Source organism: Pantoea conspicua (assembly GCF_002095315.1).
GTDB lineage: Bacteria > Pseudomonadota > Gammaproteobacteria > Enterobacterales > Enterobacteriaceae > Pantoea > Pantoea conspicua.
In genome coordinates, this window is record NZ_MLFN01000015.1 from 46,153 (window position 1) to 70,119 (window position 23,967).

Annotated in this window: 18 protein-coding genes, 1 other RNA gene and 2 pseudogenes; 14 read left to right on the forward strand and 7 right to left on the reverse strand. The window is 54.3% G+C overall.

The genetic code is table 11. The annotated features are described in order from the left end of the window. The 5 genes and pseudogenes from HA41_RS07885 to HA41_RS07905 all read left to right on the forward strand — a co-directional run bounded on the left by HA41_RS07885 (position 1) and on the right by HA41_RS07905 (position 4,402). Positions 1-546: a glutathione peroxidase gene (locus tag HA41_RS07885; protein WP_094120306.1), complete on the forward strand. Its 546-nt coding sequence runs from the start codon at positions 1-3 to the stop codon at positions 544-546. After that, on the forward strand, positions 547-1,296 hold the full coding sequence (gene btuD, locus HA41_RS07890) for a vitamin B12 ABC transporter ATP-binding protein BtuD (RefSeq protein WP_094120307.1): 750 nt from the start codon (positions 547-549) through the stop codon (positions 1,294-1,296). A 68-nt stretch (positions 1,297-1,364) separates the two neighbouring features. Then, entirely contained in the window at positions 1,365-1,823 is a 459-nt protein-coding gene (locus HA41_RS07895; RefSeq protein ID WP_094120308.1) for a C40 family peptidase, read from the forward strand. Between the two features lie 296 nt (positions 1,824-2,119). Next, the gene (locus HA41_RS07900; protein WP_094120309.1) at positions 2,120-2,866 is read left to right on the forward strand and encodes an EAL domain-containing protein; all 747 of its coding nucleotides are present in this window, start codon (positions 2,120-2,122) and stop codon (positions 2,864-2,866) included. Positions 2,867-2,951: 85 nt separating this feature from the next. Next, a pseudogene (locus tag HA41_RS07905) lies at positions 2,952-4,402 on the forward strand (protein adenylyltransferase SelO). A 1-nt stretch (position 4,403) separates the two neighbouring features. Here the strand turns inward: HA41_RS07905 and HA41_RS07910 are convergent. Together HA41_RS07910 and ppsR are read right to left on the reverse strand one after the other, a co-directional pair. After that, positions 4,404-5,450, reverse strand: a complete 1,047-nt coding sequence (locus tag HA41_RS07910; RefSeq protein ID WP_094120310.1) for a 3-deoxy-7-phosphoheptulonate synthase — start codon at positions 5,448-5,450, stop codon at positions 4,404-4,406. Between the two features lie 152 nt (positions 5,451-5,602). Continuing rightward, on the reverse strand, positions 5,603-6,430 hold the full coding sequence (ppsR, locus tag HA41_RS07915; protein WP_094120311.1) for a posphoenolpyruvate synthetase regulatory kinase/phosphorylase PpsR: 828 nt from the start codon (positions 6,428-6,430) through the stop codon (positions 5,603-5,605). 440 nt (positions 6,431-6,870) lie between these two features. Between ppsR and ppsA the strand changes: the two are divergent. Next, positions 6,871-9,254: pseudogene (gene ppsA / locus HA41_RS07920) on the forward strand (phosphoenolpyruvate synthase). A 69-nt stretch (positions 9,255-9,323) separates the two neighbouring features. On the opposite strand, the gene rprA reads toward ppsA, so the two are convergent. Both rprA and ydiK read right to left on the reverse strand, forming a co-directional pair. Beyond that, positions 9,324-9,431, reverse strand: an RNA gene (gene rprA, locus HA41_RS07925) — antisense sRNA RprA. Positions 9,432-9,695: 264 nt separating this feature from the next. Next, a complete protein-coding gene (ydiK, locus tag HA41_RS07930; RefSeq protein ID WP_143807289.1) occupies positions 9,696-10,805 on the reverse strand; it encodes an AI-2E family transporter YdiK in 1,110 nt (369 codons plus the stop codon). 207 nt (positions 10,806-11,012) lie between these two features. On the opposite strand from ydiK, the gene ydiJ reads away from it, so the two are divergent. Next, the gene (gene ydiJ / locus HA41_RS07935; RefSeq protein WP_094120320.1) at positions 11,013-14,066 is read left to right on the forward strand and encodes a D-2-hydroxyglutarate dehydrogenase YdiJ; all 3,054 of its coding nucleotides are present in this window, start codon (positions 11,013-11,015) and stop codon (positions 14,064-14,066) included. Between the two features lie 33 nt (positions 14,067-14,099). On the opposite strand, the gene HA41_RS07940 is transcribed toward ydiJ, so the two are convergent. Then, positions 14,100-14,504 (reverse strand): hypothetical protein, encoded by a 405-nt coding sequence (locus HA41_RS07940; protein ID WP_094120321.1) that lies wholly within the window; start codon positions 14,502-14,504, stop codon positions 14,100-14,102. 389 nt (positions 14,505-14,893) lie between these two features. Between HA41_RS07940 and sufA the strand changes: the two genes are divergently transcribed. Genes sufA through HA41_RS07975 form a run of 7 tightly spaced genes read left to right on the forward strand, consistent with a single transcriptional unit; the run spans position 14,894 to position 21,556 of the window. Further along, positions 14,894-15,268 (forward strand): Fe-S cluster assembly scaffold SufA, encoded by a 375-nt coding sequence (sufA, locus tag HA41_RS07945; RefSeq protein ID WP_094120313.1) that lies wholly within the window; start codon positions 14,894-14,896, stop codon positions 15,266-15,268. 7 nt (positions 15,269-15,275) lie between these two features. Next, positions 15,276-16,769 (forward strand): Fe-S cluster assembly protein SufB, encoded by a 1,494-nt coding sequence (gene sufB / locus HA41_RS07950; protein ID WP_094120314.1) that lies wholly within the window; start codon positions 15,276-15,278, stop codon positions 16,767-16,769. Between the two features lie 42 nt (positions 16,770-16,811). Beyond that, positions 16,812-17,558, forward strand: a complete 747-nt coding sequence (gene sufC / locus HA41_RS07955; protein ID WP_094120315.1) for a Fe-S cluster assembly ATPase SufC — start codon at positions 16,812-16,814, stop codon at positions 17,556-17,558. Then, positions 17,533-18,813 carry a Fe-S cluster assembly protein SufD gene (gene sufD / locus HA41_RS07960; RefSeq protein WP_094120316.1) on the forward strand — a complete coding sequence of 427 codons (1,281 nt, stop codon included), beginning with the start codon at positions 17,533-17,535 and terminating at the stop codon, positions 18,811-18,813. Before sufC ends, sufD begins: the two co-directional genes overlap by 26 nt. Beyond that, positions 18,813-20,036, forward strand: a complete 1,224-nt coding sequence (gene sufS / locus HA41_RS07965; protein ID WP_094120322.1) for a cysteine desulfurase SufS — start codon at positions 18,813-18,815, stop codon at positions 20,034-20,036. Before sufD ends, sufS begins: the two co-directional genes overlap by 1 nt. A 21-nt stretch (positions 20,037-20,057) precedes the next feature. After that, entirely contained in the window at positions 20,058-20,474 is a 417-nt protein-coding gene (sufE, locus tag HA41_RS07970) for a cysteine desulfuration protein SufE (RefSeq protein WP_094120317.1), read from the forward strand. A 56-nt stretch (positions 20,475-20,530) separates the two neighbouring features. Beyond that, complete coding sequence (locus HA41_RS07975; RefSeq protein WP_094120318.1) at positions 20,531-21,556, forward strand: L,D-transpeptidase family protein; 1,026 nt, start codon at positions 20,531-20,533, stop codon at positions 21,554-21,556. 78 nt (positions 21,557-21,634) lie between these two features. Here HA41_RS07975 and HA41_RS07980 read toward each other — a convergent pair whose 3' ends face one another. After that, on the reverse strand, positions 21,635-21,871 hold the full coding sequence (locus HA41_RS07980; protein ID WP_009090492.1) for a major outer membrane lipoprotein: 237 nt from the start codon (positions 21,869-21,871) through the stop codon (positions 21,635-21,637). 303 nt (positions 21,872-22,174) lie between these two features. Continuing rightward, positions 22,175-23,587, reverse strand: a complete 1,413-nt coding sequence (gene pykF / locus HA41_RS07985; RefSeq protein ID WP_094120319.1) for a pyruvate kinase PykF — start codon at positions 23,585-23,587, stop codon at positions 22,175-22,177. Positions 23,588-23,967 lie beyond the last annotated feature (380 nt).

Sequence of the window (23,967 nt, forward strand, 5' to 3'; positions counted from 1 at the left end):
ATGAGCATTTATCAAACTGAACTGGTTACGCTTGATGGGGAAAAAACCACGCTGTCACAGTGGCAGGGCAAGGTGCTGCTGGTGGTCAATGTGGCGTCGAAATGCGGTCTGACACCGCAGTATGAGGAGCTGGAAAATCTGCAAAAAGCCTGGCAGGACGCTGGTTTCAGCGTGCTGGGCTTTCCCTGCAATCAGTTTCTTGAGCAGGAACCGGGCAGCAGCGAGGAGATCAAAACCTTCTGCAGCACCACTTATGGCGTGACGTTCCCGATGTTTGAGAAGACGGACATCAATGGCGAGCATCGTCATCCGCTCTATGCACAACTGGTGGCGGCGCGTCCCGAGGCGGTACGTCCGGAAGGCAGCGGCTTCTACGAGCGCCAGGTGAGCAAGGGACGCGGTCCGAAAGCGCCAGGCGATATCCTGTGGAACTTTGAAAAATTCCTGATTGGTCGCGATGGCACTATCATTCAGCGCTTTGCGCCCGATATGACGCCGGAAGATCCGATCATTCTGGAAACTATCAAGCAGGCACTGGCAAAGTAAATGCTGCTCCGGCTGAAACAGGTGGCCGTCTCCGGACGGCTACTGCCGTTTAGCAGTACGCTGGATGCCGGGCAGTTGCTGCATCTGGTGGGGCCGAACGGTGCCGGCAAGAGCACCTTACTGAGTGTGATTGCCGGTCTGCAAGCCACTGATGGCAGCGTGCTGCTGGACGAGCGTCCGTTAAGTGAATGGAGCGGGAAGGCGCTGGCACGGGTACGTGGCTGGCTGCCTCAGCAGCAGTTACCGCTCAGTCAGATGCCGGTCTGGCACTATTTACGCCTGCATCTGCAACCGGATGACCCCCGCGCGGATGAGCGACTGGCAACGCTGCTACAACGGCTGCAGCTGGATGACAAGTTATCCCGTTTGCTGAGCCAGCTCTCAGGTGGCGAGTGGCAGCGCGTCCGGCTGGCGGCGGTCTGTGCTCAGATCGATCCGCAGATCAATCCGCGCGGCCGGTTACTGATACTCGATGAGCCATTAACGGCACTGGATCTGGCGCAGCAGAAAGCGGTGGATGATCTGATTGCCGGACTCTGTGCCGCGGGCATCAGCGTGATCGCCAGCAGCCACGATCTCAATCACAGCCTGCAACGGGCCGATTGCGTCTGGCTGATGCATCAGGGCGAGGTTGTCGCCCAGGGGACACCAGCGGCGGTACTGACCCCGGCGCAGCTGGCCCCGCTGTATCAGATAGCGTTTCGCCAGCTGGAAACAGAAGGGCGCACGCTGCTGATGGTACAGCCCTGACACTTGCCACCCGGCGCGCTTTCCCGCTACATTAAACCGGTCGTAACTTCTGATAAGGACATTTGGCGATGCGCCTGGCTTTGCTGATTTTGGTTCTGCTACTGACGGGATGCAGTCATCACGCGCCGCCCATTAATGGCCGTCTTTCCGATTCGATCACCGTGATTGCAGAGCTGAATGACCAGCTTGGCAACTGGCGTGGCACCCCTTATCGTTATGGCGGTATGAGCCGCAACGGTGTTGATTGCTCTGGTTTTGTCTATCTCACCTTCCGCGACAAATTCGCGCTGCAACTACCCCGTACCACGGCAGCGCAGAGCGACATCGGTACGCGGATCAGTAAAGACGATCTGCTGCCTGGCGATTTGGTGTTCTTTAAAACCGGCAGGGGAGAAAATGGCCTGCACGTCGGAATTTACGATACCGACAACGCCTTTATCCATGCGTCGACCAGCCAGGGTGTGATCCGCTCTTCGCTGGATAATGTCTACTGGCGTAAAGTGTTCTGGCAGGCGCGGCGCATTTAATCGCGGCCTGGCAGAAGCTGACTTAAGTCCAATTTTAAACAGAGCTGAACCCGCCGGTAAAAGTTTTATTTAAAATGATATTTATCCCGCCGGGATTTAATTAATCATAATAAATGCATCTTTAATTCCACTAATAACCCGGTTTTGATTAGCATTATTTGGCTTAAGCGTGATTACCCGATGGCAAACGGCGGTGGAAGGGTAAAGAAGTCCATCTCTTCAATGATTTGGTCCTATTGCCTGCGTGTATCCATTCAGATAGGATATCACCATCGCCGCTTATTCTGGCAGTAGAAATGAAAATTCACTTATCGGCCGACTATCAGTCGGAAATTTGGTTCTATCCTGCCTGTGATGTAGATGGGCGGCTGACCGCTGTCGAGCTGGTAACCCAGTTTGTGCATGAGAGTGCACCTATCACTCTGCCGCAGGACCTGCTGCTGCCACAGCTGGACAAATCGCAGCAGCTGCGGCTGTTACAAAGTCAAATCGGTTTACTGGAACAGAATCGCGTGCTATTTGATTCGCACGCGATTGCCGCATTAATTCGTATTGACGAAGGGATGGCCCATACCCTGCTGGAAAATGAATTACTGATGCGAAAAATAAAACAGCTGCCTTTTGTGATGCTGGATATCACTGAAACGTTTCCGCAACTTAAACTGGGCAGAAATAATAGGTTGCTGCAGAGCCTGAGCGCTGAATTTAATTTATCGCTTTCACATTTTGGTGCCGGCAAATCACCCGCCAATGCGGTTTACGATAATTTGTTTACCTGCATCAGTCTTGATAAAGGATTTATTCACTCGCTGGCAAAACGGGCTTCGTTCGTCCCCTTTATTCAAAGTATTGTCGATAACTTCCGCTCTCACTGCGATAAGATTATTATTTGTGGCATAGACGACGATCGCCTGTTGGATAAAGCTCTGCAGCTTAACGGTGTGCATCTGCAGGGCGCGCTATTCCCGGTGGTTAAATCCGATGCGTTGTCTTCCCTGGTCTGCGCTGACAATCGCGTGCCTTCCTCTTTGCATCCAGGCTGATGCGACCTGTTTAATCCCCGATATCAGCGTTACACTGAAGGTTTTAGCTGAACGACGTATCGCTGAGCGTCGCATGGGAGAAACAATGTCCACTGGCAAGATCTCTTTTGATAACACCTGGTTCCGCGAGCTGACAGGGTGTTACACCGCACTGAACCCAACCCCGCTGGCAGGCGGACGCCTGCTTTACCATAATGCCCCGCTGGCCACCGAAATGGGACTGGATGAGACGCTGTTTACCGGTGACGGCCATGATGTCTGGCAGGGCGCCGCCTTATTGCCCGGCATGCAGCCGCTGGCTCAGGTCTACAGCGGACATCAGTTTGGTGTCTGGGCCGGTCAGCTGGGCGATGGCCGTGGCATCCTGCTCGGTGAGCAGCGGCTGGGGGATGGCAGCAAACTCGACTGGCATCTGAAAGGGGCGGGCCTGACGCCCTATTCGCGCATGGGCGACGGTCGTGCAGTGATACGCTCCAGCGTGCGTGAATTTCTGGCCTCTGAAGCGCTGCATCATCTGGGATCCCCACCACGCGCGCACTGACCTTATCCATTGGCGATGAACCGGTTTATCGCGAAACGCCGGAGCGTGGCGCCATGCTGATGCGGATTTCACCGAGCCATCTGCGCTTCGGCCACTTTGAGCACTTCTTCTATAGTCAGCAGCAGGAGAAAGTGCAGCAGCTGGCCGATTACGCCATTCGCCACCACTGGCCGCAGTGGCAGGAAGAGGCGGACCGCTACCAGTTGTGGTTTACCGACGTGGTCCTGCGCACCGCGCGCCTGATCGCGCTGTGGCAGAGTGTCGGTTTTGCTCATGGTGTCATGAACACCGATAACATGTCGATTCTGGGCCTGACGCTCGATTACGGTCCGTTCGGCTTCCTGGATGATTACCAGCCCGACTACATCTGCAATCACAGCGATTATCAGGGCCGCTACAGCTTTGAAAACCAGCCGATGATCGGCCTGTGGAATCTCAACCGGCTGGCACATGCGCTGTCCGGGCTGATGACCACTGAACAACTGAAGCAGGCGCTGAGCGTTTACGAGCCGGAACTGATGCGGGTATGGGGCGAACGGATGCGGGCTAAGCTCGGCTTGCTGACGGCAGAAAGCGGTGACAATGAAATTCTGACGGAACTGCTGGCGCTGATGACCAGAGAGCACAGCGATTACACGCTGACCTTCAGGCTGTTAAGTGAGACACAACAGGCTGAAACCCGTTCACCGCTGCGTGATGAGTTTATCGCTCGTGAAGCGTTTGATAGCTGGTACCAGCGTTATCGTGCGCGCTTATTGCAGGAGGAAAGTCGCGATGAGACGCGCCAGGCGCTGATGAAGTCGTCAAATCCAGCGGTGGTGCTGCGAAACTATCTGGCACAACAGGCGATTGAAGAGGCCGAGCGTGGAGAGCAGGGCGCACTGGCGCGGTTGCACCAGGCGCTGCAGCAGCCTTTCAGCGATCTGACCGCCGCTGAATATCGTCAACGGCCGCCAGACTGGGGGAAAACGTTAGAGGTCAGCTGCTCCAGTTAACTCAGAAACGGCGGGAGACCGCGTCGGCGAGCAGGGCAAGCACCGCTTCACTCTCCTGCCAGCCGAGGCAGGGATCGGTGATTGACTGACCGTAAACCAGCGGTTGACCGCCCACCACTTTCTGATTGCCCTCCTGCAGGAAGCTCTCAATCATCACGCCAGCCACCGCCCGCGATCCGGTCTCAATCTGCTGGGCCACATCCGCCGCCACATCAAGCTGGCGGCGATGCTGCTTCAGGCAGTTGCCGTGGCTGAAGTCGATCACCAGTTGTTGCGGTAAATTAAACTCCGCCAGACTGGCCGCTGCGGCCGCCACATCAGCGGCCTGATAGTTTGGCTGCTTGCCACCACGCAGGATCACATGACCATGCGGGTTACCGCTGGTCTGATAAATGGTCATCTGGCCCTGCTTATCCGGCGACAGAAACATATGGCTGGCGCGGGCAGCGCGAATCGCATCCACCGCGATACGCACGTTGCCGTCAGTACCGTTTTTAAACCCGACCGGGCAGGAGAGTGCCGACGCCATTTCACGGTGAATCTGACTTTCAGTGGTGCGTGCGCCTATAGCGCCCCAGCTGATCAAATCGGCAATAAACTGTCCGATCACCATATCAAGAAATTCTGTTGCGGTCGGCAAGCCAAGGGCATTGATATCAATCAGCAACTGGCGGGCAATACCGATACCCCGGTTCACATCATAGCTGCCGTCCAGGTCGGGATCGGAGATCAGGCCTTTCCAGCCCACCACGGTGCGGGGCTTCTCAAAGTAGGCGCGCATCACGATCTCCAGTCGATCCTGATAGCGCACGCGCAGGACATTCAGGCGCTCCGCATACTCCAGCGCCGCTTTCGGATCGTGCAGGGAGCAGGGGCCGATAACCACCAGCAGACGCGGATCTTCACCGGTCAGGATACGGGCGATGCGCTGGCGGGCGGCGGTGACATTATCCGCAATGGCGGCAGAAACAGGATGGTCAGCCGCCAGGCTGACAGGCGTAATCAGACTGCCAATGCGGGCGGTACGCAGTTCGTCGGTTTTGTTCATGAGTTTCTCGAAAACGATTCTTCGCAACGGTGAAATACCGGGAAGTGATGGTGGTCACAATAAACCATTAGCCTGCGAATTCAACCCGGGAATTAATAATGAAATCAAAACCGACGGCAGCGACGCTTTACATCACCGCCGTGGAAAGCGTGTTAATACATGCGGCGGGTCAGCCCCATAATGTCGAGGATTTTGGTGGCGATCTCTTCCACCGAGTAGTTGGTGCTGTTGAGATAGCGAATCTGATGGGTGCGGAACAGTGCTTCCACTTCGCCCACCTCGAGCCGGCACTGGCGCATTGAGGCGTAACGGGTATTTTCCGCGCGCTCCTGTCGAATCGCGGCCAGTCGTTCCGGATCGATGGTCAGCCCGAACAGTTTGTGCTGATGGGCGCGCAGCGCCGGCGGCAGTTTGAGGTTATCCATATCATCGGCGATGAAAGGATAGTTGGCGGCGCGGATACCAAACTGCATCGCCAGGTAGAGGCTGGTGGGGGTTTTGCCACAGCGCGATACCCCCAGCAAAATCACCTGAGCATCTTCCAGACCGCGCAGTGAGATGCCGTCGTCGTGCGCCAGGGTGTAGTCAATGGCGGCGATACGCGCATCGTATTTACCGAGATTACTGGCATCCAGACCGTGAGTGCGATGCGCCACCGGGGCCGGCGACAGCCCCAGTTCCTGTTGTAACGGCGCCACCAGCGCCTGCACGATATCCTGACAAAATCCTTCACTCTGCACGATGATATCGCGCACTTCCGGCGTAACAATAGAGAAGAACACCAGCGGTCGTACGCCGCTCTGCTGATAGAGCGCATTAATCTGCGCTTTAACCGCCTGCGCCCGCTGAACGTTTTCAACGAACGGCAGCGTCAGGCTGGTAATGTTGACCGGGAACTGGGAGAGCACTGCATGGCCCAGCACTTCGGCGGTGATGGCGGTGCCATCGGAAATATAAAAAACGCTTCTGTCAGTACTCATGACGTATCGGCCTCTGAAAAGAGTGAGCGGTCAGTCTGCGCCGCGAGATAAAATAAATAATCCATATTATTCTGTTATGAATTTTTCATTTTTTTGTATTGCCGCACTGTTTTAGCACAGCAGCAAAAATGAAAGGGTGTTTCATTTCGCATAATTTCGTGATGACTTTCAATGGCAATAAAAACAGGCATTGCGCCTGTTGCGCAACAAAAATCAATTATTAAGTGACTGAAAATGGGCCATTTACTGTTGCATCAGTCATTTAGCTTAAAATAAGCGGCTTGCGCAACAGAAAATTAAGCCGTGCACAATTCCGAATCTGTTGCCGATATTCTGCTTTAACGATTCAACAGATCGTTATTGACAGGGGGTTATGCCAGGCTGAATGGGTTGATTGCAGAATATTCCATGTGCCCATTCATTGATAAAGGATAAGCTCAATGTCCAATAAAGGCGAACAGCCGCTAGTGCTCTGGTATAACCAGCTTGGCATGCATGATGTTGATCGGGTGGGAGGCAAAAATGCTTCTCTGGGTGAAATGATTACCAATCTGTCGTCGCTGGGGGTTTCGGTACCCAATGGTTTTGCGACTACATCCTACGCCTTCAACCTGTTTCTCGATCAAAGCGGACTGAACCAGCGCATTTATGCATTACTGGATAGCACCGATATTGATGATGTTGATGCGCTGGCGAAAGCCGGTAAGCAGATTCGTCAGTGGATAGTCGAAACGCCGTTCCTGCCAGAACTGGAAGCGGCGATCCTTGAGGCCTACCAGCAACTCTCTTCTGATGATGCAGACGCCTCTTTCGCCGTTCGTTCATCGGCGACCGCCGAAGATATGCCCGATGCCTCATTTGCCGGCCAGCAGGAAACGTTCCTGAACGTGCAGGGCATTGATGCGGTGATGGTGGCGGTGAAGCATGTTTACGCCTCGCTGTTTAACGATCGCGCCATTTCCTACCGTGTTCATCAGGGTTATGACCACCGGGGTGTCGCGCTGTCAGCGGGCATTCAGCGCATGGTGCGTTCCGACCTGGCTGCTTCCGGTGTGATGTTTACTATCGATACCGAATCCGGCTTCGATCAGGTGGTCTTCATCACCGCTGCACTGGGCCTGGGTGAGATGGTGGTACAGGGCGCGGTCAACCCGGATGAGTTCTATGTGCATAAACCAACGCTGGCGGCGGGTCGTCCGGCGATTGTCCGTCGCAACATGGGGTCGAAAAAAGTGCGCATGGTCTACGCCGATTCCCTGGCGCATGGCGAACAGGTCCGGATAGAAGATGTGCCAGAGACTGAACGCGATCGCTTCTGCCTCTCGGATGACGAAGTGCAGGCACTGGCGCAGCAGGCAGTACTGATCGAACAACATTATCAGCGTCCGATGGATATCGAATGGGCCAAAGATGGTCATACCGGCAAGCTATTTATCGTTCAGGCGCGGCCTGAAACGGTGCGCTCGAACGGTCAGGTGATGGAGCGCTATACGCTGCAGGGTCAGGGTAGCGTGGTGGTTGAAGGTCGTGCAATTGGTCATCGTATCGGTGCGGGTGAAGTGAAAGTGATCCACGACATCAGCGAAATGAACCGGATTGAAAAAGGCGATGTGCTGGTAACAGACATGACCGACCCGGACTGGGAACCGATCATGAAAAAAGCCTCGGCCATCGTCACCAACCGTGGCGGTCGTACTTGTCATGCCGCGATCATTGCGCGTGAGCTGGGTATTCCGGCAGTGGTCGGCTGCGGGGATGCCACCGATCGGCTGAAAGAAGGTCATAAAGTAACGGTCTCCTGCGCTGAAGGGGATACGGGCTATGTCTACGATCAGCTGCTCGACTTTGACGTTACCAGTTCGCAGGTCGATTCCCTGCCAGAGCTGCCGCTGAAAATTATGATGAACGTCGGCAACCCTGACCGGGCTTTTGACTTCGCCTGTCTGCCAAATGAAGGTGTTGGTCTGGCGCGGCTGGAATTTATCATTAACCGCATGATTGGCGTCCACCCTAAAGCCTGCTGGAGTTTGATCAGCAGACGCCGGAACTGCAGCAGCAGATTCGCAAGCTGATGAAAGGATTCGACGATCCGGTTGAGTTTTATATCGGTCGTCTCACTGAAGGAATTGCCACTCTTGGTGCCGCTTTTGCACCGAAACGGGTAATTGTGCGCCTTTCCGACTTTAAAACTAACGAATACGCCAATCTGGTCGGAGGGGAACGTTACGAGCCGGAAGAGGAAAACCCGATGCTCGGCTTTCGCGGCGCTGGCCGTTATGTCGCCGACAGCTTCCGTGATTGTTTCGCGCTGGAGTGTGAAGCGGTGAAACGGGTGCGTAATGAGATGGGCCTCACCAACATTGAGATCATGGTACCGTTCGTGCGTACCGTCGATCAGGCGCAGGCGGTGGTAGAAGAGCTGGCTCGGCAGGGACTGAAGCGCGGCGAGAATGGGCTGAAGGTGATTATGATGTGTGAAATCCCGTCGAACGCCCTGCTGGCTGAGCAGTTCCTGCAGCACTTTGACGGCTTCTCGATTGGCTCCAATGATATGACACAGCTGACACTGGGACTGGACCGTGATTCTGGCGTGGTTTCCGCGCTGTTTGATGAGCGTAACGACGCGGTTAAGGCGTTGCTTTCAATGGCAATCAAGGCGGCGAAAAAGCAGGGCAAGTATGTCGGGATTTGCGGTCAGGGACCGTCGGATCATCAGGACTTTGCCGCCTGGCTGATGGAAGAAGGGATAGACAGTTTGTCGCTCAACCCGGACACCGTGGTGGAGACCTGGGTCAGCCTGGCGCAGCTCAATAAAACAGCCTGACAACGATCCCGATTGCAGTAAAAAGGCCAGCTTTGCTGGCCTTTTTTTTATCAGATGGCTGTATTGCGGGCAAAAAAAAGCCCATCACAGGGGATGGGCAAAGACTACACACAGCAATTCTTTACTCTACTCAGGGGAAGAAGGTTGTTTAGAAATCAGTAAGATGATTTCGAACATAGGAAACATGTTATTCACCAGACCGGCTGGCGTCTTTAAGAATCCTCTTATTAGTTTAAGGCCGATAATCTTTTGTCACCTTTTATGGCGCATTTCACTTAAGAAACAGTGCGGAAAATAATCTTTTTTAACCCGGAATGGGGCATTCCTGACTAAACATGGCTTTTTTCTTAAAAACCGCTAATGGAAAACAGCATAAAGGTGAGGAGGAAGAATCGGTGCGGTTAATGATCATTAACCGCACTAATCATTGCTCAAAGGGCGTTAAGGCAGGGTTTCATCATGGTCGGAGAGGGACTCCGCCACGGCCAGCGGGTCGTCGTCGGGGGCGGGTGCTTCATGTACCCAGACGGACACCAGGCGATAAGAGACCGCCAGCACCACCGGACCGATAAACAGGCCAATCATACCAAACGCGAACAGGCCACCGATGACACCGGACAGGATCAGAATCATCGGCAGGTCAGCACCCATCCGAATCAGCACCGGTCGCAGCACATTATCCAGCGTGCCGACGACGCAACTCCAGACCAGCAGCACGGTGCCCCAGGTGGTATCGCCGCTCCAGTAGAGATAAATAATGGCAGGCACCAGCACCAGCAGTGGACCAATCTGCACCAGGCAACAGAGGATCATCAGCACCGTTAACAGCGTGGCATAAGGAATACCTGAGATCGCCAGACCAATACCGCCCAGCACGCCCTGTACCAGTGCGGTGACAACCACCCCCAGCGCCACGGCGCGGATCGACTGTGCCGCCAGCAGTACCGCAGCATCGCCACGTCGTCCGGCCATGCGGAACGCGAAGTGGCGAATGCCCTGCGCGGCCTGTTCGCCACGCCAGTAGAGCAACACGCTGAACAGCAGCATGACGGCCAGATGAATCATAAAGCGGCCGAAATGGCCAGCCTGCGCGACAAAGAAACCGGTGGTACGGCCAATATAGGGCTGCACTTTTGCCATGATGCCGGAGCCGCCGCCTTCCACCAGTTTGTGATAGCTGCTGTAAAGTTTACTGCCCACCATCGGCACATCATTAATCCATAACAACTGTGGCATCAGGTGCCCCTGCGTTACCCAGGCTACCACCGGTGCGCTGTTATCGATCAGGCTACTGACCAGCAGGGCAATCGGGATAATAAACAGCAGTAACAGCAGCAGGGTCATGGCGATCACCGCCAGTGAACGACGCCCCCATAACAGCCGTTGTAGTCTGAGCATCAGTGGCCAGGTGGCGATCACCACCATGCTGGCCCAGGCAAACCCCAGAATAAAGGGCTGTACCACCCATAAACAGGCGATGATCAGTAACAGAATAAACATCAGGGTAAACAGAATCTGCGGTAAATCCATGTCCCGATACAGGCTTTTCATCATTGATTCATAACCTCATCCAAATCCTTCATTGCCGGGCTCTCTGCGCCCGTTTTTATCATGATCTATTTACTGCGGATTAAACAGAGCCGCGGGGAAAGGTTTTTACCTTTCCTGAAAAAACGGCAGGCGCTGAAAAAATGTGATAAAACGAGGGACCGCAAACGCGCAAACGCAAACGTTTACAACATCTTCGGTCAGACAATCATGATCCCACAGATTTCGCAGGCGCCGGGCCTGGTTCAACTGGTGCTGACATTCCTTGAGTCGCTGAAAGAGCAGGGTTTTACCGGCGATACCGCCACCAGCTACGCTGATCGCCTTTCGCTCTCTACCGATAACAGCATCTATCAGCTGTTGCCCGATGCGGCACTGTTTCCACGCTCAACCGCCGATGTTGCGTTGATCGCCCGGCTGGCTGGCGAGTCACGCTTTGAACGCCTGGTGTTCACGCCACGCGGCGGCGGCACCGGCACCAACGGCCAGTCGCTGAATCAGGGCATTGTGGTGGATATGTCGCGCTACATGAACCGCATCCTGGAGATTAACGTTGATGAAGGCTGGGTGCGGGTAGAAGCGGGCGTGATTAAAGATCAGTTGAATGCTTATCTTAAACCGTTTGGCTTCTTCTTCTCGCCCGAGCTCTCAACCAGTAATCGCGCCACGCTGGGCGGCATGATCAATACCGATGCCTCCGGCCAGGGGTCGCTGGTTTATGGTAAAACCTCCGATCATGTCATTGGACTGCGTGCTGTTCTGCTGGGAGGCGATATCCTTGATACCCGGCCGATGGCGACCGCACTGGCCGAAACGCTGGCCCGCACGGCCACGCCGGAAGGACGAATCTATCAGCAGGTGCTGACCCGTTGTCGTGAACAGCGCGCGCTGATTCTGGAAAAATTCCCGCGCCTGAACCGTTTTCTGACCGGTTATGATCTGCGACACGTCTTCAGCGACGATATGCAAACCTTTGATTTAACGCGCCTGCTATGCGGTGCCGAAGGGACGCTGGCCTTTATCACCGAGGCCCGGCTGGACATTACGCCGCTGCCGAAAGTACGCCGGTTGGTCAACATCAAATATGATTCATTCGATTCGGCACTGCGCAATGCGCCTTTTATGGTTGAAGCGCGGGCGCTGTCGGTTGAAACCGTCGATTCGAAAGTGCTGAATCTGGCGCGTGAAGATATCGTCTGGCATTCGGTGCGGGAACTGATTACCGACGTGCCGGATAAGGAGATGCTGGGCCTGAATATTGTCGAATTTGCCGGTGACAATGCCGCGTTGATCGACAGCCAAATCAGTCAGCTGTGCGCGCGTCTGGATGCGCTGATGGCACAACAGCAGGGCGGCGTCATCGGTTATCAGTTCTGCGACGATCTGCAGGGCATTGAGCGCATTTATAATATGCGCAAAAAAGCGGTCGGACTGCTGGGAAATGCCAAAGGTCGTGCTAAGCCCATCCCGTTTGTGGAAGATACCGCTGTGCCGCCAGAGAGACTGGCTGATTACATTGTTGAATTTCGCGCCTTGCTCGATAGCCACGGGCTGAGTTATGGCATGTTCGGCCACGTAGACGCGGGTGTGCTGCATGTTCGTCCGGCGCTGGATATGTGCGATCCACAGCAGGAGATGATGATGAAACAGATCTCCGATGAAGTGGTGGCCCTGACGGCGCGCTACGGTGGCCTGCTGTGGGGAGAGCACGGGAAAGGATTCCGCGCGCAGTACAGCCCGGCATTTTTTGGCGATACCCTGTTTAATGAACTGCGCCGCATCAAAGCGGCATTCGATCCGTATAACCGCCTTAACCCGGGCAAAATCTGCACCCCGTTTGACAGCAATGACGAGATGATGCAGGTCGATGCGGAGAAGCGTGGCACGTTTGACCGCCAGATTCCGGTCACGGTACGCGATGAATGGCGCGGTGCGATGGAGTGTAACGGCAACGGTCTGTGCTTTAACTTTGATGCCCGCAGCCCGATGTGTCCGTCGATGAAGATCACCCGTAACCGTATCCATTCTCCGAAAGGGCGAGCGACGCTGACCCGTGAATGGTTGCGACTGCTGGCAAATCAGGGCGTTGATCCGCTGGTGCTGGAGCAGCAACTGCCGGAGAACCGACTGTCGCTGCGGGCGCTGATCGCCCGTACCCGCAACAGCTGGCATGCCAGTAAAGGCGAATACGATTTTTCGCATGAGGTCAAAGAGGCAATGTCGGGCTGTCTGGCCTGTAAAGCCTGCTCAACCCAATGCCCAATCAAAATTGACGTCCCAAGCTTCCGCTCGCGCTTCTTACAGCTCTACCACACCCGTTATCTGCGGCCGGTCAGCGATCATCTGGTAGCGGCAGTCGAAAGCTACGCGCCGCTGATGGCGAAAGCGCCCAAAATCTTTAACTTCTTCCTGCAGCAGCCATGGCTGAAAGAGCTGAGCAAAACGCAGATTGGCATGGTCGATCTGCCGCTGCTCTCCTCACCGACGCTGAAACAGCAGCTCAGTGGCCATCCGGCGATGAACATGACGCTGGAGCAACTGGAGCGGCTACCGCTAGCTGAACGCGCTGACACTGTGCTGGTGGTGCAGGACCCGTTTACCAGTTTCTACGAAGCGCAGCTGGTGAATGACTTTATCCGGCTGATTGAGAAGCTGGGTTACCGACCGGTTCTGCTGCCGTTCTCGCCGAATGGCAAAGCGCAGCATGTGAAAGGTTTCCTGCAACGTTTCGCCCGCACCGCCAGCCGTACCGCTGACTTCCTCAACCGGGTGGCAAAACTGGGAATGCCGATGGTTGGGGTCGATCCCGCCACGGTGCTTTGTTACCGCGATGAGTATCATCAGACGCTGGGTGAGGCGCGCGGCGAATTCAGCGTCTTGCTGGTGCATGAGTGGCTACAGCAGGCGCTGGCTGAACGCGCGGTGCAGGCTACCAGCGGAGAGTCATGGTATCTGTTTGGACACTGTACTGAAGTGACGGCGTTGCCTTCCGCGCCCAATCAGTGGCAGGAGATTTTTTCCCGTTTTGGCGCAAAGCTGGAGAACATCAACGTCGGTTGCTGTGGTATGGCAGGAACCTACGGCCATGAAACCAAAAATCATGAGAACTCACTGGGGATCTACGCCCTCTCCTGGCATCCGCAACTGCAGCGGCTGCCGCGCCAGCGCTGTCTGGCCACGGGTTACTCCTGTCGCAGCCAGGTTAAACGCGTGGAAGGAAACGGGATGCGTCATCCGCTGCAGGCATTATTAGAACTTATGTAAAAAAATTGTGCGCGACGTCACGACGTGGCTGGATTAGAATATCCAGCCCGCGTGACGCATAAATTCGCTTTGCAGCGCGGTGGCTTTGTCCCATTCACCGATCATTGCCAGCTGATGGCAGAGACGAGTCAGGGATAGACGCGCCAGCTGGTAGGCCTGAATGCGAAACAGGCGGTCGCGGTCGCTATTGCCCATCTCCTGCACCAGCCGATGATGCAGTTTGCCCATCGCATGCAGGTAGCTCTGGTCATCTCCGTTCAGCTGGCAGACTTCTGCCATATCCAGACAGGTATCATTAAACTGACGTAATTGCTGAAGGGAACAGTCGGCCCGGTCAAGTCTGGCCTGCGCCAGGTAGAAGTCGACGGTGATATCGCGCACCGAAAATGTGTACTCGTCAATTTTATGCTGCAGCCAGGCAGAGACAGAAAGCGTCATAACGCCACCCTGAATATGAATGATAATAATTATCATATGCAACCGGGTCGGGATTGCAATTGCGGCGGCAGAAAAATTTAACGATTTATATGACCTCTCGATATAATCGGAAATAACATTCCGTTTACATCGCAGAAAGGCGTAACCTATCAATAACCGCTTTTATGGAAAGTGATTTTTTTAAAAAGAGTGATTTATTAATAGGTTATATCGGGACTCTTCCTGTGTTCTGTCTCACCGCAAAGTGAGTTGAAGGGTCTATGCTTAATAAACGGGCGAATAAAACAGCACAAGATGATTATCCCTGCAAAACAAGAGGTTGAAGTGATCAGTCAGATCACTACCATAGGGGGATAGCCTGAAAAGGTCCGGACTCAAGAGGTATCAACATGGCATCCGTTAATGCAGACTCTTTCTCACCCGACGATTTCGTCTGGAAAGGGCTGACGCTGACTGAAACCGCAGCGCAACAAATTCTCAATCTGGCTGCTCAGGACCCTGATGTCAAGGGACTGCGGGTAGGCGTGAAACAATCCGGCTGCGCCGGATTTGGTTACGTCATGGATCTGGTGAAAGAGCCAGTCGATGACGATCTGCAGTTCTCGTTCCACGGCGCAACCCTGTTTGTGCCGCTTCAGGCGATGCCATTTGTTGATGGCACCGAAGTGGATTACGTTCGCGAAGGCCTGAATCAGATTTTTAAATTCAATAACCCTAAAGCTCAGCACGCCTGCGGGTGTGGCGAGAGTTTTGGCGTCGAGTAAGTGAAATATGTCACGACACAGCGAAACATCTGACGATGTACAAATCTGGGAAGGCAAGCTCAATTACAAAGAGGGCTTCTTTACCCAATTGCAGACCGAAGAATTTGCCAACGGCATCAATGAAGATGTGGTGCGCGCAATTTCGGCCAAGCGTAACGAGCCAGAGTGGATGCTGGAGTTTCGTCTTAAAGCTTTCCGTGCCTGGCTTGAAATGGAAGAGCCGCACTGGCTGAAAGCGCATTACGAGAAACTCGATTACCAGGATTACAGCTACTATTCCGCACCGTCGTGCGGTAATTGCGATGACAGCTGCGCTTCTGAGCCGGGAGCAACCCAGGCATCAGGCAGTGCGCCGGCCAGCGATTATCTGACGCAGGAAGTGGAAAATGCCTTTAACCAGCTGGGTGTACCGGTGCGTGAAGGACGTGAAGTGGCGGTTGATGCCATTTTCGACTCCGTCTCGGTTTCCACCACCTATCGCGGCAAACTGGCGGAGCAGGGGATCATCTTCTGTTCATTTGGCGAAGCGATTCATGAACACCCGGAGCTGGTGAAGCAGTATCTCGGCACGGTGGTCCCGGCCAACGATAACTTCTTTGCTGCACTGAACTCGGCCGTCGCCTCAGACGGGACCTTTGTTTATATCCCGAAAGGCGTGCGCTGCCCGATGGAGCTGTCGACCTATTTCCGCATCAACGCAGCGAAAACCGGTCAGTTCGAACGCACCATCCTGATTGCTGATGAAGGCAGTTATGTCAGCTACATCGAAGGTTGTTCAGCACCGGTCCGTGACAGCTACCAGCTGCATGCAGCGGTAGTGGAAGTGATCATCCATAAAAATGCCGAAGTAAAATACTCGACGGTGCAAAACTGGTTCCCGGGCGGCGAAGGCGAGGGCGGTATCCTCAACTTCGTCACCAAGCGTGCGCTGTGTGAAGGCGACCACAGCAAGATGTCCTGGACGCAGTCAGAAACCGGTTCAGCCATCACCTGGAAATACCCGAGCTGCATTCTGCGCGGTGATTACTCGGTCGGCGAGTTCTACTCGGTAGCGCTGACCAGCGGCCACCAGCAGGCGGACACCGGTACCAAGATGATTCACATCGGTAAAAACACTAAATCGACCATTATCTCGAAAGGGATTTCTGCCGGTAAAAGTGAAAACACCTATCGCGGCCTGGTGAAAATCATGCCGACCGCCACTAACGCGCGTAACTTTACCCAGTGTGACTCAATGCTGATTGGCCCGGACTGTGGTGCACATACGTTCCCGTATGTTGAAACCCGCAACAATACGGCCCAGCTTGAGCACGAAGCCACCACCTCACGTATCGGCGAAGATCAGATGTTCTACTGTCTGCAGCGCGGTATCAGTGAAGAAGATGCCATCTCGATGATCGTGAACGGCTTCTGTAAAGACGTGTTTTCGGAGCTGCCACTGGAATTTGCCGTGGAAGCCCAGAAATTGTTAGCCATCAGCCTTGAGCACAGTGTGGGCTGATGCCGTCACACGCGTTGCCGGAAGCAATGTGAAGGAATAAGTATGTTAAGCATTAAAGATTTACAGGTAAGTGTTGAAGATAAAGCCATTCTGCGTGGTCTGAACCTCGAAATTAAACCGGGTGAAGTCCATGCCATTATGGGCCCGAACGGCTCAGGCAAAAGTACGCTGTCTGCCACGCTTGCCGGACGCGAAGACTATGAAGTGACCGGCGGATCGGTCACCTTTAAAGGCAAAGATCTGCTGGAGCTGGCACCGGAAGAGCGTGCCGGTGAAGGCATCTTTATGGCCTTCCAGTATCCGGTTGAGATCCCTGGCGTCAGTAACCAGTTTTTCCTGCAAACGTCGGTTAACGCGGTGCGCAAATACCGTCAGCAGGAAGAGCTGGATCGCTTCGATTTCCAGGACTTTATCGAAGAAAAAATCCATCTGCTGAAAATGCCGGAAGATCTGCTGACCCGTTCAGTTAATGTTGGCTTCTCCGGTGGCGAGAAGAAGCGTAACGACATTCTGCAGATGGCGGCGCTGGAGCCGGAACTCTGCATCCTTGATGAAACCGATTCCGGTCTGGATATCGATGCGCTGAAAATTGTGGCTAACGGCGTCAACAGCCTGCGCGATGAGAAGCGTGCCTTTATCATCGTTACCCACTACCAGCGTATTCTGGATTACATCAAGCCAGACTTCGTACACGTTCTTTATCAGGGCAAAATCGTGAAATCTGGCGACTTCTCGCTGGTGAAACAGCTGGAGGAGCAAGGTTATGGCTGGCTTACCGACGAAGAGTGATTCTGCGCTGCAACAGTGGCATCACCTGTTTGAATCGCGCGGTGACGTGCGTTCGCTGCAGGCACAGCAGCACTGGCAGCAACTGATGCGGGTTGGCTTGCCGACTCGCAAGCATGAGAACTGGAAATACACCTCACTGGATACTTTCCTGACCCAGCAGTTTGTGCTGCCAGAGGCACCGCAAACGCTGAGTGCTGAGCAGGTCGATGCGCTGGCCCTGCCACTGGATGCAGTGCGTCTGGTCTATGTTGATGGTCAGTTCCAGCCCGCGTTAAGTACCCGCGACAGCGAGCTGTTTGAGATTCACCACAGCGTGGCGGCCGAGCGCCGTCCACTGCCGGCCGCGGTGCAACCGGAAGTCTTCCTGCACCTGACTGAGAGTCTGGCGGAAGAGGTGACCTCCATTCATCTGGCGCGCGGTAAAGCTGCAGCCCGTCCGCTCTATCTGCTGCACATCACCAGCAGTCAGCAGAGCGGGATGAACACGGTTCATTATCGTCATCATCTGCAGCTGGATGAGAGTGCGGAAGCGGAAGTGGTTGAGCACTTCGTCTCGCTGGATGACAGCGCGCACTTCACCGGCGCACGCTTTACTTTTGAAGTGGGCAACAATGCAAAACTGACCCACACCAAACTGGCGTTTGAAAGCAGCGAAAGCTATCACTTTGCGCATAACGACCTGGTGATCGGCAGTGATGCCCAGGTCAGCAGCACCAGCTTCCTGCTGGGCGCGGGTCTGAGCCGTCATAACACCAGTACCCAGCTGAACGGTGAAAACACCCAGCTGGCGGTGAACAGCCTGGTGCTGCCGGTGCGTCAGGAAGTGGCGGATACCCGTACTTACCTTGAGCACAATAAAGGCTACTGCGTCAGCCGTCAGATGCACAAAACCATCGTGCGTGACAAAGGCCGGGCGGTGTTTAACGGTCATATCAAAGTGGCTAAGCACGCGCTGAAAACGGATGGACAGATGACCAACAACAACCTGTTGCTGGGGCGTCTGGCCGAAGTGGACACTAAACCGCAGCTGGAAATCTATGCAGATGACGTGAAGTGCAGCCACGGTGCCACCATCGGTCGTATTGATGATGAGCAGATGTTTTATCTGCGCTCGCGCGGTATTGAGCAGGACGCTGCCCAGACCATGATCATTCACGCCTTTGCTGCGGAACTGACCGAAGCACTGGAGAATGAAGTATTGCGTCAGGCAGTGCTGCAGCGTATCGCTGAGCGCTTTCCTGGAGGCGACTCATGATGAACTTCGATCTCGAACGCATCAGGGAAGATTTTCCGATCCTGAAGCGTGAGGTCAACGGTCATCCGCTGGCCTATCTTGACAGTGCGGCCAGCGCACAACGCCCGCTGTCGGTGATCAACGCCGAAAGTCATTTTTACCAGCACGGCTATGCGGCGGTGCATCGCGGTATCCATACGCTTAGCCAGCAGGCGACCAGCGATATGGAGAACGTGCGCGATCAGGCGGCGCGTTTTCTGAATGCGGCCTCGCAGGAAGAGATCGTGTTCGTCAAAGGCACCACTGAAGGGATCAATCTGGTGGCGAACAGCTGGGGCGGCGCGAACCTCAAGCCGGGCGACAATCTGATCATCACGGAGATGGAGCATCACGCTAACATCGTGCCGTGGCAGATGGTGGCGCAGCGTACCGGTGCTGAAGTTCGGGTACTGCCGTTGAACGATAATGGCGAGCTGGCACTGGAGCAACTGGCGGGGCTGATCGATAGCCGCACCCGTTTGCTGGCGGTCACGCATGTCTCTAACGTCCTCGGCACAGTCAACCCGGTGAAAGCAATTGTCGCGCAGGCGAAAGCCGCGGGCATTGTGACGCTGATCGATGGCGCGCAGGCGGTGATGCATGACAAAGTTAACGTGCAGGATATTGACTGCGACTTCTACGTCTTCTCCAGCCACAAGCTGTACGGCCCGAACGGCGTCGGTATTCTCTACGGCCGCAAAGCGCTGCTGGATGAGATGCCACCCTGGGAAGGCGGCGGATCGATGATCGATCGTGTGCTGCTGCCGACCGGGACCACCTGGAACAGTGCGCCCTGGCGTTTCGAAGCCGGGACGCCGAATACCGGCGGGATTATCGGCTTCGGTGCCGCCCTGGCCTACGTTCAGGCGCTGGGGCTGGAGACGATTCATCAACGCGAAACGGCGCTGATGAACTATGCGCTCGATAAGCTGGCCTCAGTACCGGATATTCAGATTTACGGCCCGCAGGCGCGCGCCGGGGTGATCGCCTTCAATCTGGGTAAACACCACGCATTTGACGTTGGCAGCTTCCTCGATCAGTACGGTATTGCGATCCGTACCGGCCACCATTGTGCAATGCCGCTGATGCACCATTACAACGTGCCCGCGATGTGTCGTGCCTCTTTCACCTTTTACAACAGTGAAGAGGAAGTGGATCGTCTGGCGGCCGGACTGACACGTATTCATCGTCTGCTGGGTGGCTGAACAGTTCTAACGGAGTAACCGATGGCGAATTTGCCAGAAAAAGAGAAACTGGTGCGTAACTTTAATCGTTGCGCCAACTGGGAAGAGAAGTACCTCTACATCATTGAGCTGGGGTCAAAACTTCCGGAATCATCCGAAACCTTACACCAGCCGGAAAATGCCATTTCTGGCTGTCAGAGCCAGGTGTGGATCCGGATGACACCGCAGGATGATGGCACCATCGCCTTTGAAGGCGACAGTGACGCTGCGATTGTTAAAGGACTGATTGCTATCGTATTTAGCCTTTATCAGAATCTGCTGCCCGCTGAAATCGTCGCGCTGGATGTGCGCCACTGGTTTGGCGAACTGGCGCTGATGCAGCACCTGACGCCAACCCGGTCGCAGGGACTTGAAGCGATGATTCGGTCTATTCGCCATACCGCTCAGAACCTCAGCTAAGCTACACTCGACAGACGCCAACCGGCGTCTGTTTTTTTATCTGACGAGAAAATTGCATGAAACCTGCTTTACGTTTAGCCGGTGCACTGCTGCTGACCTGTTTTGGGCTCTCTGCACCCGCTTTTGCCACGGAATACCCGCTACCGCCGCCTGACAGTCGCCTGATTGGCGAAAACGTCCTGACTCAGGTTCCTGACGACAAACGTCCGCTGGAAGAGATCGCCGTCCGCTATCAGGTTGGCCTGCTTGGCTTGCTGGAAGCTAATCCCGGCACCGATCCCTGGCTGCCGAAAGCCGGCACCCAACTCACCATACCGCTGCAGATGCTGCTGCCCGATACGCCGCGTGAAGGCATTGTGGTGAATCTGGCCGAGCTGCGTCTCTACTACTATCCCAAAGGCGAAGACAAGGTCATTGTCTATCCGATCGGGATTGGTCAGCTGGGCGCGGCTACGCCGGTGATGGTGACCCAAATCAGCCAGAAAATTCCCAATCCAACCTGGACGCCAACGCAGAACATTCGTAAACGCTATGCCAAAGAGGGTGTTACTCTGCCTGCGGTTGTTCCTGCCGGGCCGGACAATCCGATGGGACTGTTTGCCATGCGCCTGGCGCGCGGCAGCGGCCAGTATCTGATTCACGGCACTAACGCGAAGTTTGGTATTGGGATGCGTGTCAGCTCCGGTTGTATCCGTCTGCGTTCAGAGGATATCGAAGCATTGTTTAATTCGGTACCGAAAGGGACGCGGGTCCAGATCATTAATCAGCCGGTGAAGTATGCGGTGGAGCCTGATGGTAAACGCTATGTCGAGGTACATCAGCCGTTATCTCACAGCGATAAGGATGATCCGCAAACCATGCCGTTGGCGTTGAATGCCGGGCTGAAGAAGTTTATTAAAAGCGACGATAGCGACAGCGCGTTGATTAAAGCGACCTTAGCACGACGCTCAGGGATGCCGGTACTGGTTAGCAGTGGTGAGCCAGTCCAGAGCGAGACAATGCCGCCAGAAGGGCGGGAGACGCCTTCATCAGCCTCTGCTGCGCCAGTTGATCAGGCTAAAGCCGAAACGGCCACGCCCTGAGAGGATTAACGCGGTAAATCGCGTAAATGCAAAGCAAAAAAATGGCGCCTTAAAGGCGCCATTTTTAAACCAGAACTCTTACTTACGGTAAGAGTGAGCCTGGTTGTCCAGACGCTGGTTAGCGCGAGCTGCGTCATCTTTAGCAGCCTGAACGTCTGAACGCACTGCGTTCACGTCGTTGCTCAGCTGGTCAACTTTAGCGTTCAGAGTCTGAACGTCTGAAGACAGCTGGTCGATTTTAGCGTTGCTTGAGCAACCAGCCAGCAGAGTTGAAGCCAGAACTACCGCGCCCAGTACCAGTTTAGTACGATTCATTATTTATACCCTCTAGATTGAGTTAATCTCCATGTAGCGTTACAAGTATTACACAAAGCTTTTTAAGTTGAGAATAAATTTTTGATGAGAAGATGCTTAAATTTGATCGTTCGCTCAAAGAAGCAGCGAATCGCAGAAGATGATAAAAAAATTTAGCGAAAACAGAGAGATTTAATCGGATTAACCTTAATATAAAGTGAATTTGAATAGTTATTTTCTATTGGAATTTTCCGGTATTTGTATTAAGTACAAATAAAAAAAGCGCCCGTGAAAGGCGCCTTAAAATAAACGGTAAAAAGTGAATTAGAGTACGTGTACTGAGGCGGTGTTGGTAGTTCCGCTTGGTACTAATGCACCGGAAACCAGCACCACCACATCACCTTTCTGACCGTAGCCGCTTTCCAGCGCCGCTTCTTTACCCAGACGATAGAAATCATCGGTAGAGGCAATCTCAGTGACCAGGCGGGTCTCAATCCCTTTACTCAGGATCAGCTGACGTGCGGTAGTCGGATTGGTGGTCAGCGCCAGGATGGTGGCGTTCGGGAAGTATTTACGCACGGCCTTAGCAGATTTACCGCCTTCGGTGGCGACCACAATCAGTGGAGCTTCCAGCTTCTCAGCCGTTTCAACAGCACCGCGGCAGACCGCTTCGGTGATACGCAACTTGCGGGTGTCGTTCTGGCTATCGATGCGCGACTTCATCACGCGGTCGGTACGCTCGCAGATGGTCGCCATGATGGTGACCGACTCAAGCGGATATTTACCCTTGGCGCTCTCGCCCGACAGCATCACCGCATCGGTTCCGTCGAGGATGGCGTTTGCCACGTCGCCCGCTTCAGCACGAGTAGGGCGTGGGTTCTTGATCATTGAGTCGAGCATCTGGGTGGCGGTAATCACCACTTTGCGCGCTTTATTACATTTTTTGATCATCATCTTCTGAGCGAAGATCACTTCTTCAACCGGGATCTCAACGCCCAGGTCACCGCGCGCCACCATGATGCCATCAGACGCTTCGAGAATTTCGTCGAAGTTATTCAGGCCTTCCTGGTTTTCGATTTTGGAGATGATCTGGATATTCTCACCACCGTGCTGCTTCAGGTGCTCGCGAATTTCCAGCACGTCTGAGCGTTTACGGATAAAGGAGGCAGCCACGAAATCAACGCCTTGCTCGCAACCAAAGATCAGGTCGCGCTTATCTTTTTCGGCCAGCGCCGGCAACTGGATAGATACACCTGGCAGGTTAACACCTTTGTTTTCACCAAGATCGCCGTTGTTCAGTACTTTACACACCACGGTATTTTCGGTGACTTCCGTCACTTCCATCCCGATCAGGCCATCATCGACCAGCACGGTGTTGCCGATTTTCAGATCAGCGGTAAAGCCAGGGTAGGTCACCGCAACGCGCTCGCTATTGCCGATGACGCTCTGGTCGGTGGTAAAGGTAAAGGTCTGGCCCGCTTTCAGCGCCGCATCATTTCCGCCTTCCAGCTTCATGGTGCGGATTTCAGGGCCTTTAGTATCAAGCAGGATAGCCGCCTGGCGGCCGGTTTTTTCCATCACGGCACGCATATTGGTGATGCGCTGACCGTGCTCGGCGTAATCGCCGTGGGAGAAATTAAGACGCATAACATTCATGCCGGCTTCAAGCAGCTGGGTCAGCATCTCTTCTGATTCGGTTTTCGGGCCGATAGTACAAACGATCTTAGTCTTTTTCATGACAGGTTATCTGTAAGTTGTGATGGATGATAAAGGGCGAAATCCGATGGCAATGCATCGAAGTGAGAATTCTGGTTGAAATCGAAACGGGCTGTACAGGGTAAGAATAGGTGACGAAGGCCAGGCGTGCAGGGAAGTTGTGCGGTTACGACGGGTAACCACCTCATTATTGTTGCGCAAATAATCTGAGTTATCGCAATAGGCACGTGATCGCTGAAACCTTTCAAGTGGACAACGCGGCACAGTATAGACGCTAAGTACGCGAAAACCAATCGAAAAGCAGTAAGGCGAGAAGATGTAGATCAATAAAAGTGAAGTTGCGAAAACTGAAGGAATTCTGAAAGTGGTGCGCTCTAATGGACTCGAACCATCGACCCCCA

What these genes read in the sequence shown, in the direction of transcription:
- HA41_RS07885 (WP_094120306.1), top strand. Translation starts at nt 1, where the DNA reads ATGAGCATTTATCAAACTGAACTGGTTACGCTTGATGGGGAAAAAACC.
- btuD (WP_094120307.1), top strand. Translation starts at nt 547, where the DNA reads ATGCTGCTCCGGCTGAAACAGGTGGCCGTCTCCGGACGGCTACTGCCG.
- HA41_RS07895 (WP_094120308.1), top strand. Translation starts at nt 1,365, where the DNA reads ATGCGCCTGGCTTTGCTGATTTTGGTTCTGCTACTGACGGGATGCAGT.
- HA41_RS07900 (WP_094120309.1), top strand. Translation starts at nt 2,120, where the DNA reads ATGAAAATTCACTTATCGGCCGACTATCAGTCGGAAATTTGGTTCTAT.
- HA41_RS07910 (WP_094120310.1), bottom strand. Translation starts at nt 5,450, where the DNA reads ATGAACAAAACCGACGAACTGCGTACCGCCCGCATTGGCAGTCTGATT.
- ppsR (WP_094120311.1), bottom strand. Translation starts at nt 6,430, where the DNA reads ATGAGTACTGACAGAAGCGTTTTTTATATTTCCGATGGCACCGCCATC.
- ydiK (WP_143807289.1), bottom strand. Translation starts at nt 10,805, where the DNA reads ATGAAAAGCCTGTATCGGGACATGGATTTACCGCAGATTCTGTTTACC.
- ydiJ (WP_094120320.1), top strand. Translation starts at nt 11,013, where the DNA reads ATGATCCCACAGATTTCGCAGGCGCCGGGCCTGGTTCAACTGGTGCTG.
- HA41_RS07940 (WP_094120321.1), bottom strand. Translation starts at nt 14,504, where the DNA reads ATGACGCTTTCTGTCTCTGCCTGGCTGCAGCATAAAATTGACGAGTAC.
- sufA (WP_094120313.1), top strand. Translation starts at nt 14,894, where the DNA reads ATGGCATCCGTTAATGCAGACTCTTTCTCACCCGACGATTTCGTCTGG.
- sufB (WP_094120314.1), top strand. Translation starts at nt 15,276, where the DNA reads ATGTCACGACACAGCGAAACATCTGACGATGTACAAATCTGGGAAGGC.
- sufC (WP_094120315.1), top strand. Translation starts at nt 16,812, where the DNA reads ATGTTAAGCATTAAAGATTTACAGGTAAGTGTTGAAGATAAAGCCATT.
- sufD (WP_094120316.1), top strand. Translation starts at nt 17,533, where the DNA reads ATGGCTGGCTTACCGACGAAGAGTGATTCTGCGCTGCAACAGTGGCAT.
- sufS (WP_094120322.1), top strand. Translation starts at nt 18,813, where the DNA reads ATGAACTTCGATCTCGAACGCATCAGGGAAGATTTTCCGATCCTGAAG.
- sufE (WP_094120317.1), top strand. Translation starts at nt 20,058, where the DNA reads ATGGCGAATTTGCCAGAAAAAGAGAAACTGGTGCGTAACTTTAATCGT.
- HA41_RS07975 (WP_094120318.1), top strand. Translation starts at nt 20,531, where the DNA reads ATGAAACCTGCTTTACGTTTAGCCGGTGCACTGCTGCTGACCTGTTTT.
- HA41_RS07980 (WP_009090492.1), bottom strand. Translation starts at nt 21,871, where the DNA reads ATGAATCGTACTAAACTGGTACTGGGCGCGGTAGTTCTGGCTTCAACT.
- pykF (WP_094120319.1), bottom strand. Translation starts at nt 23,587, where the DNA reads ATGAAAAAGACTAAGATCGTTTGTACTATCGGCCCGAAAACCGAATCA.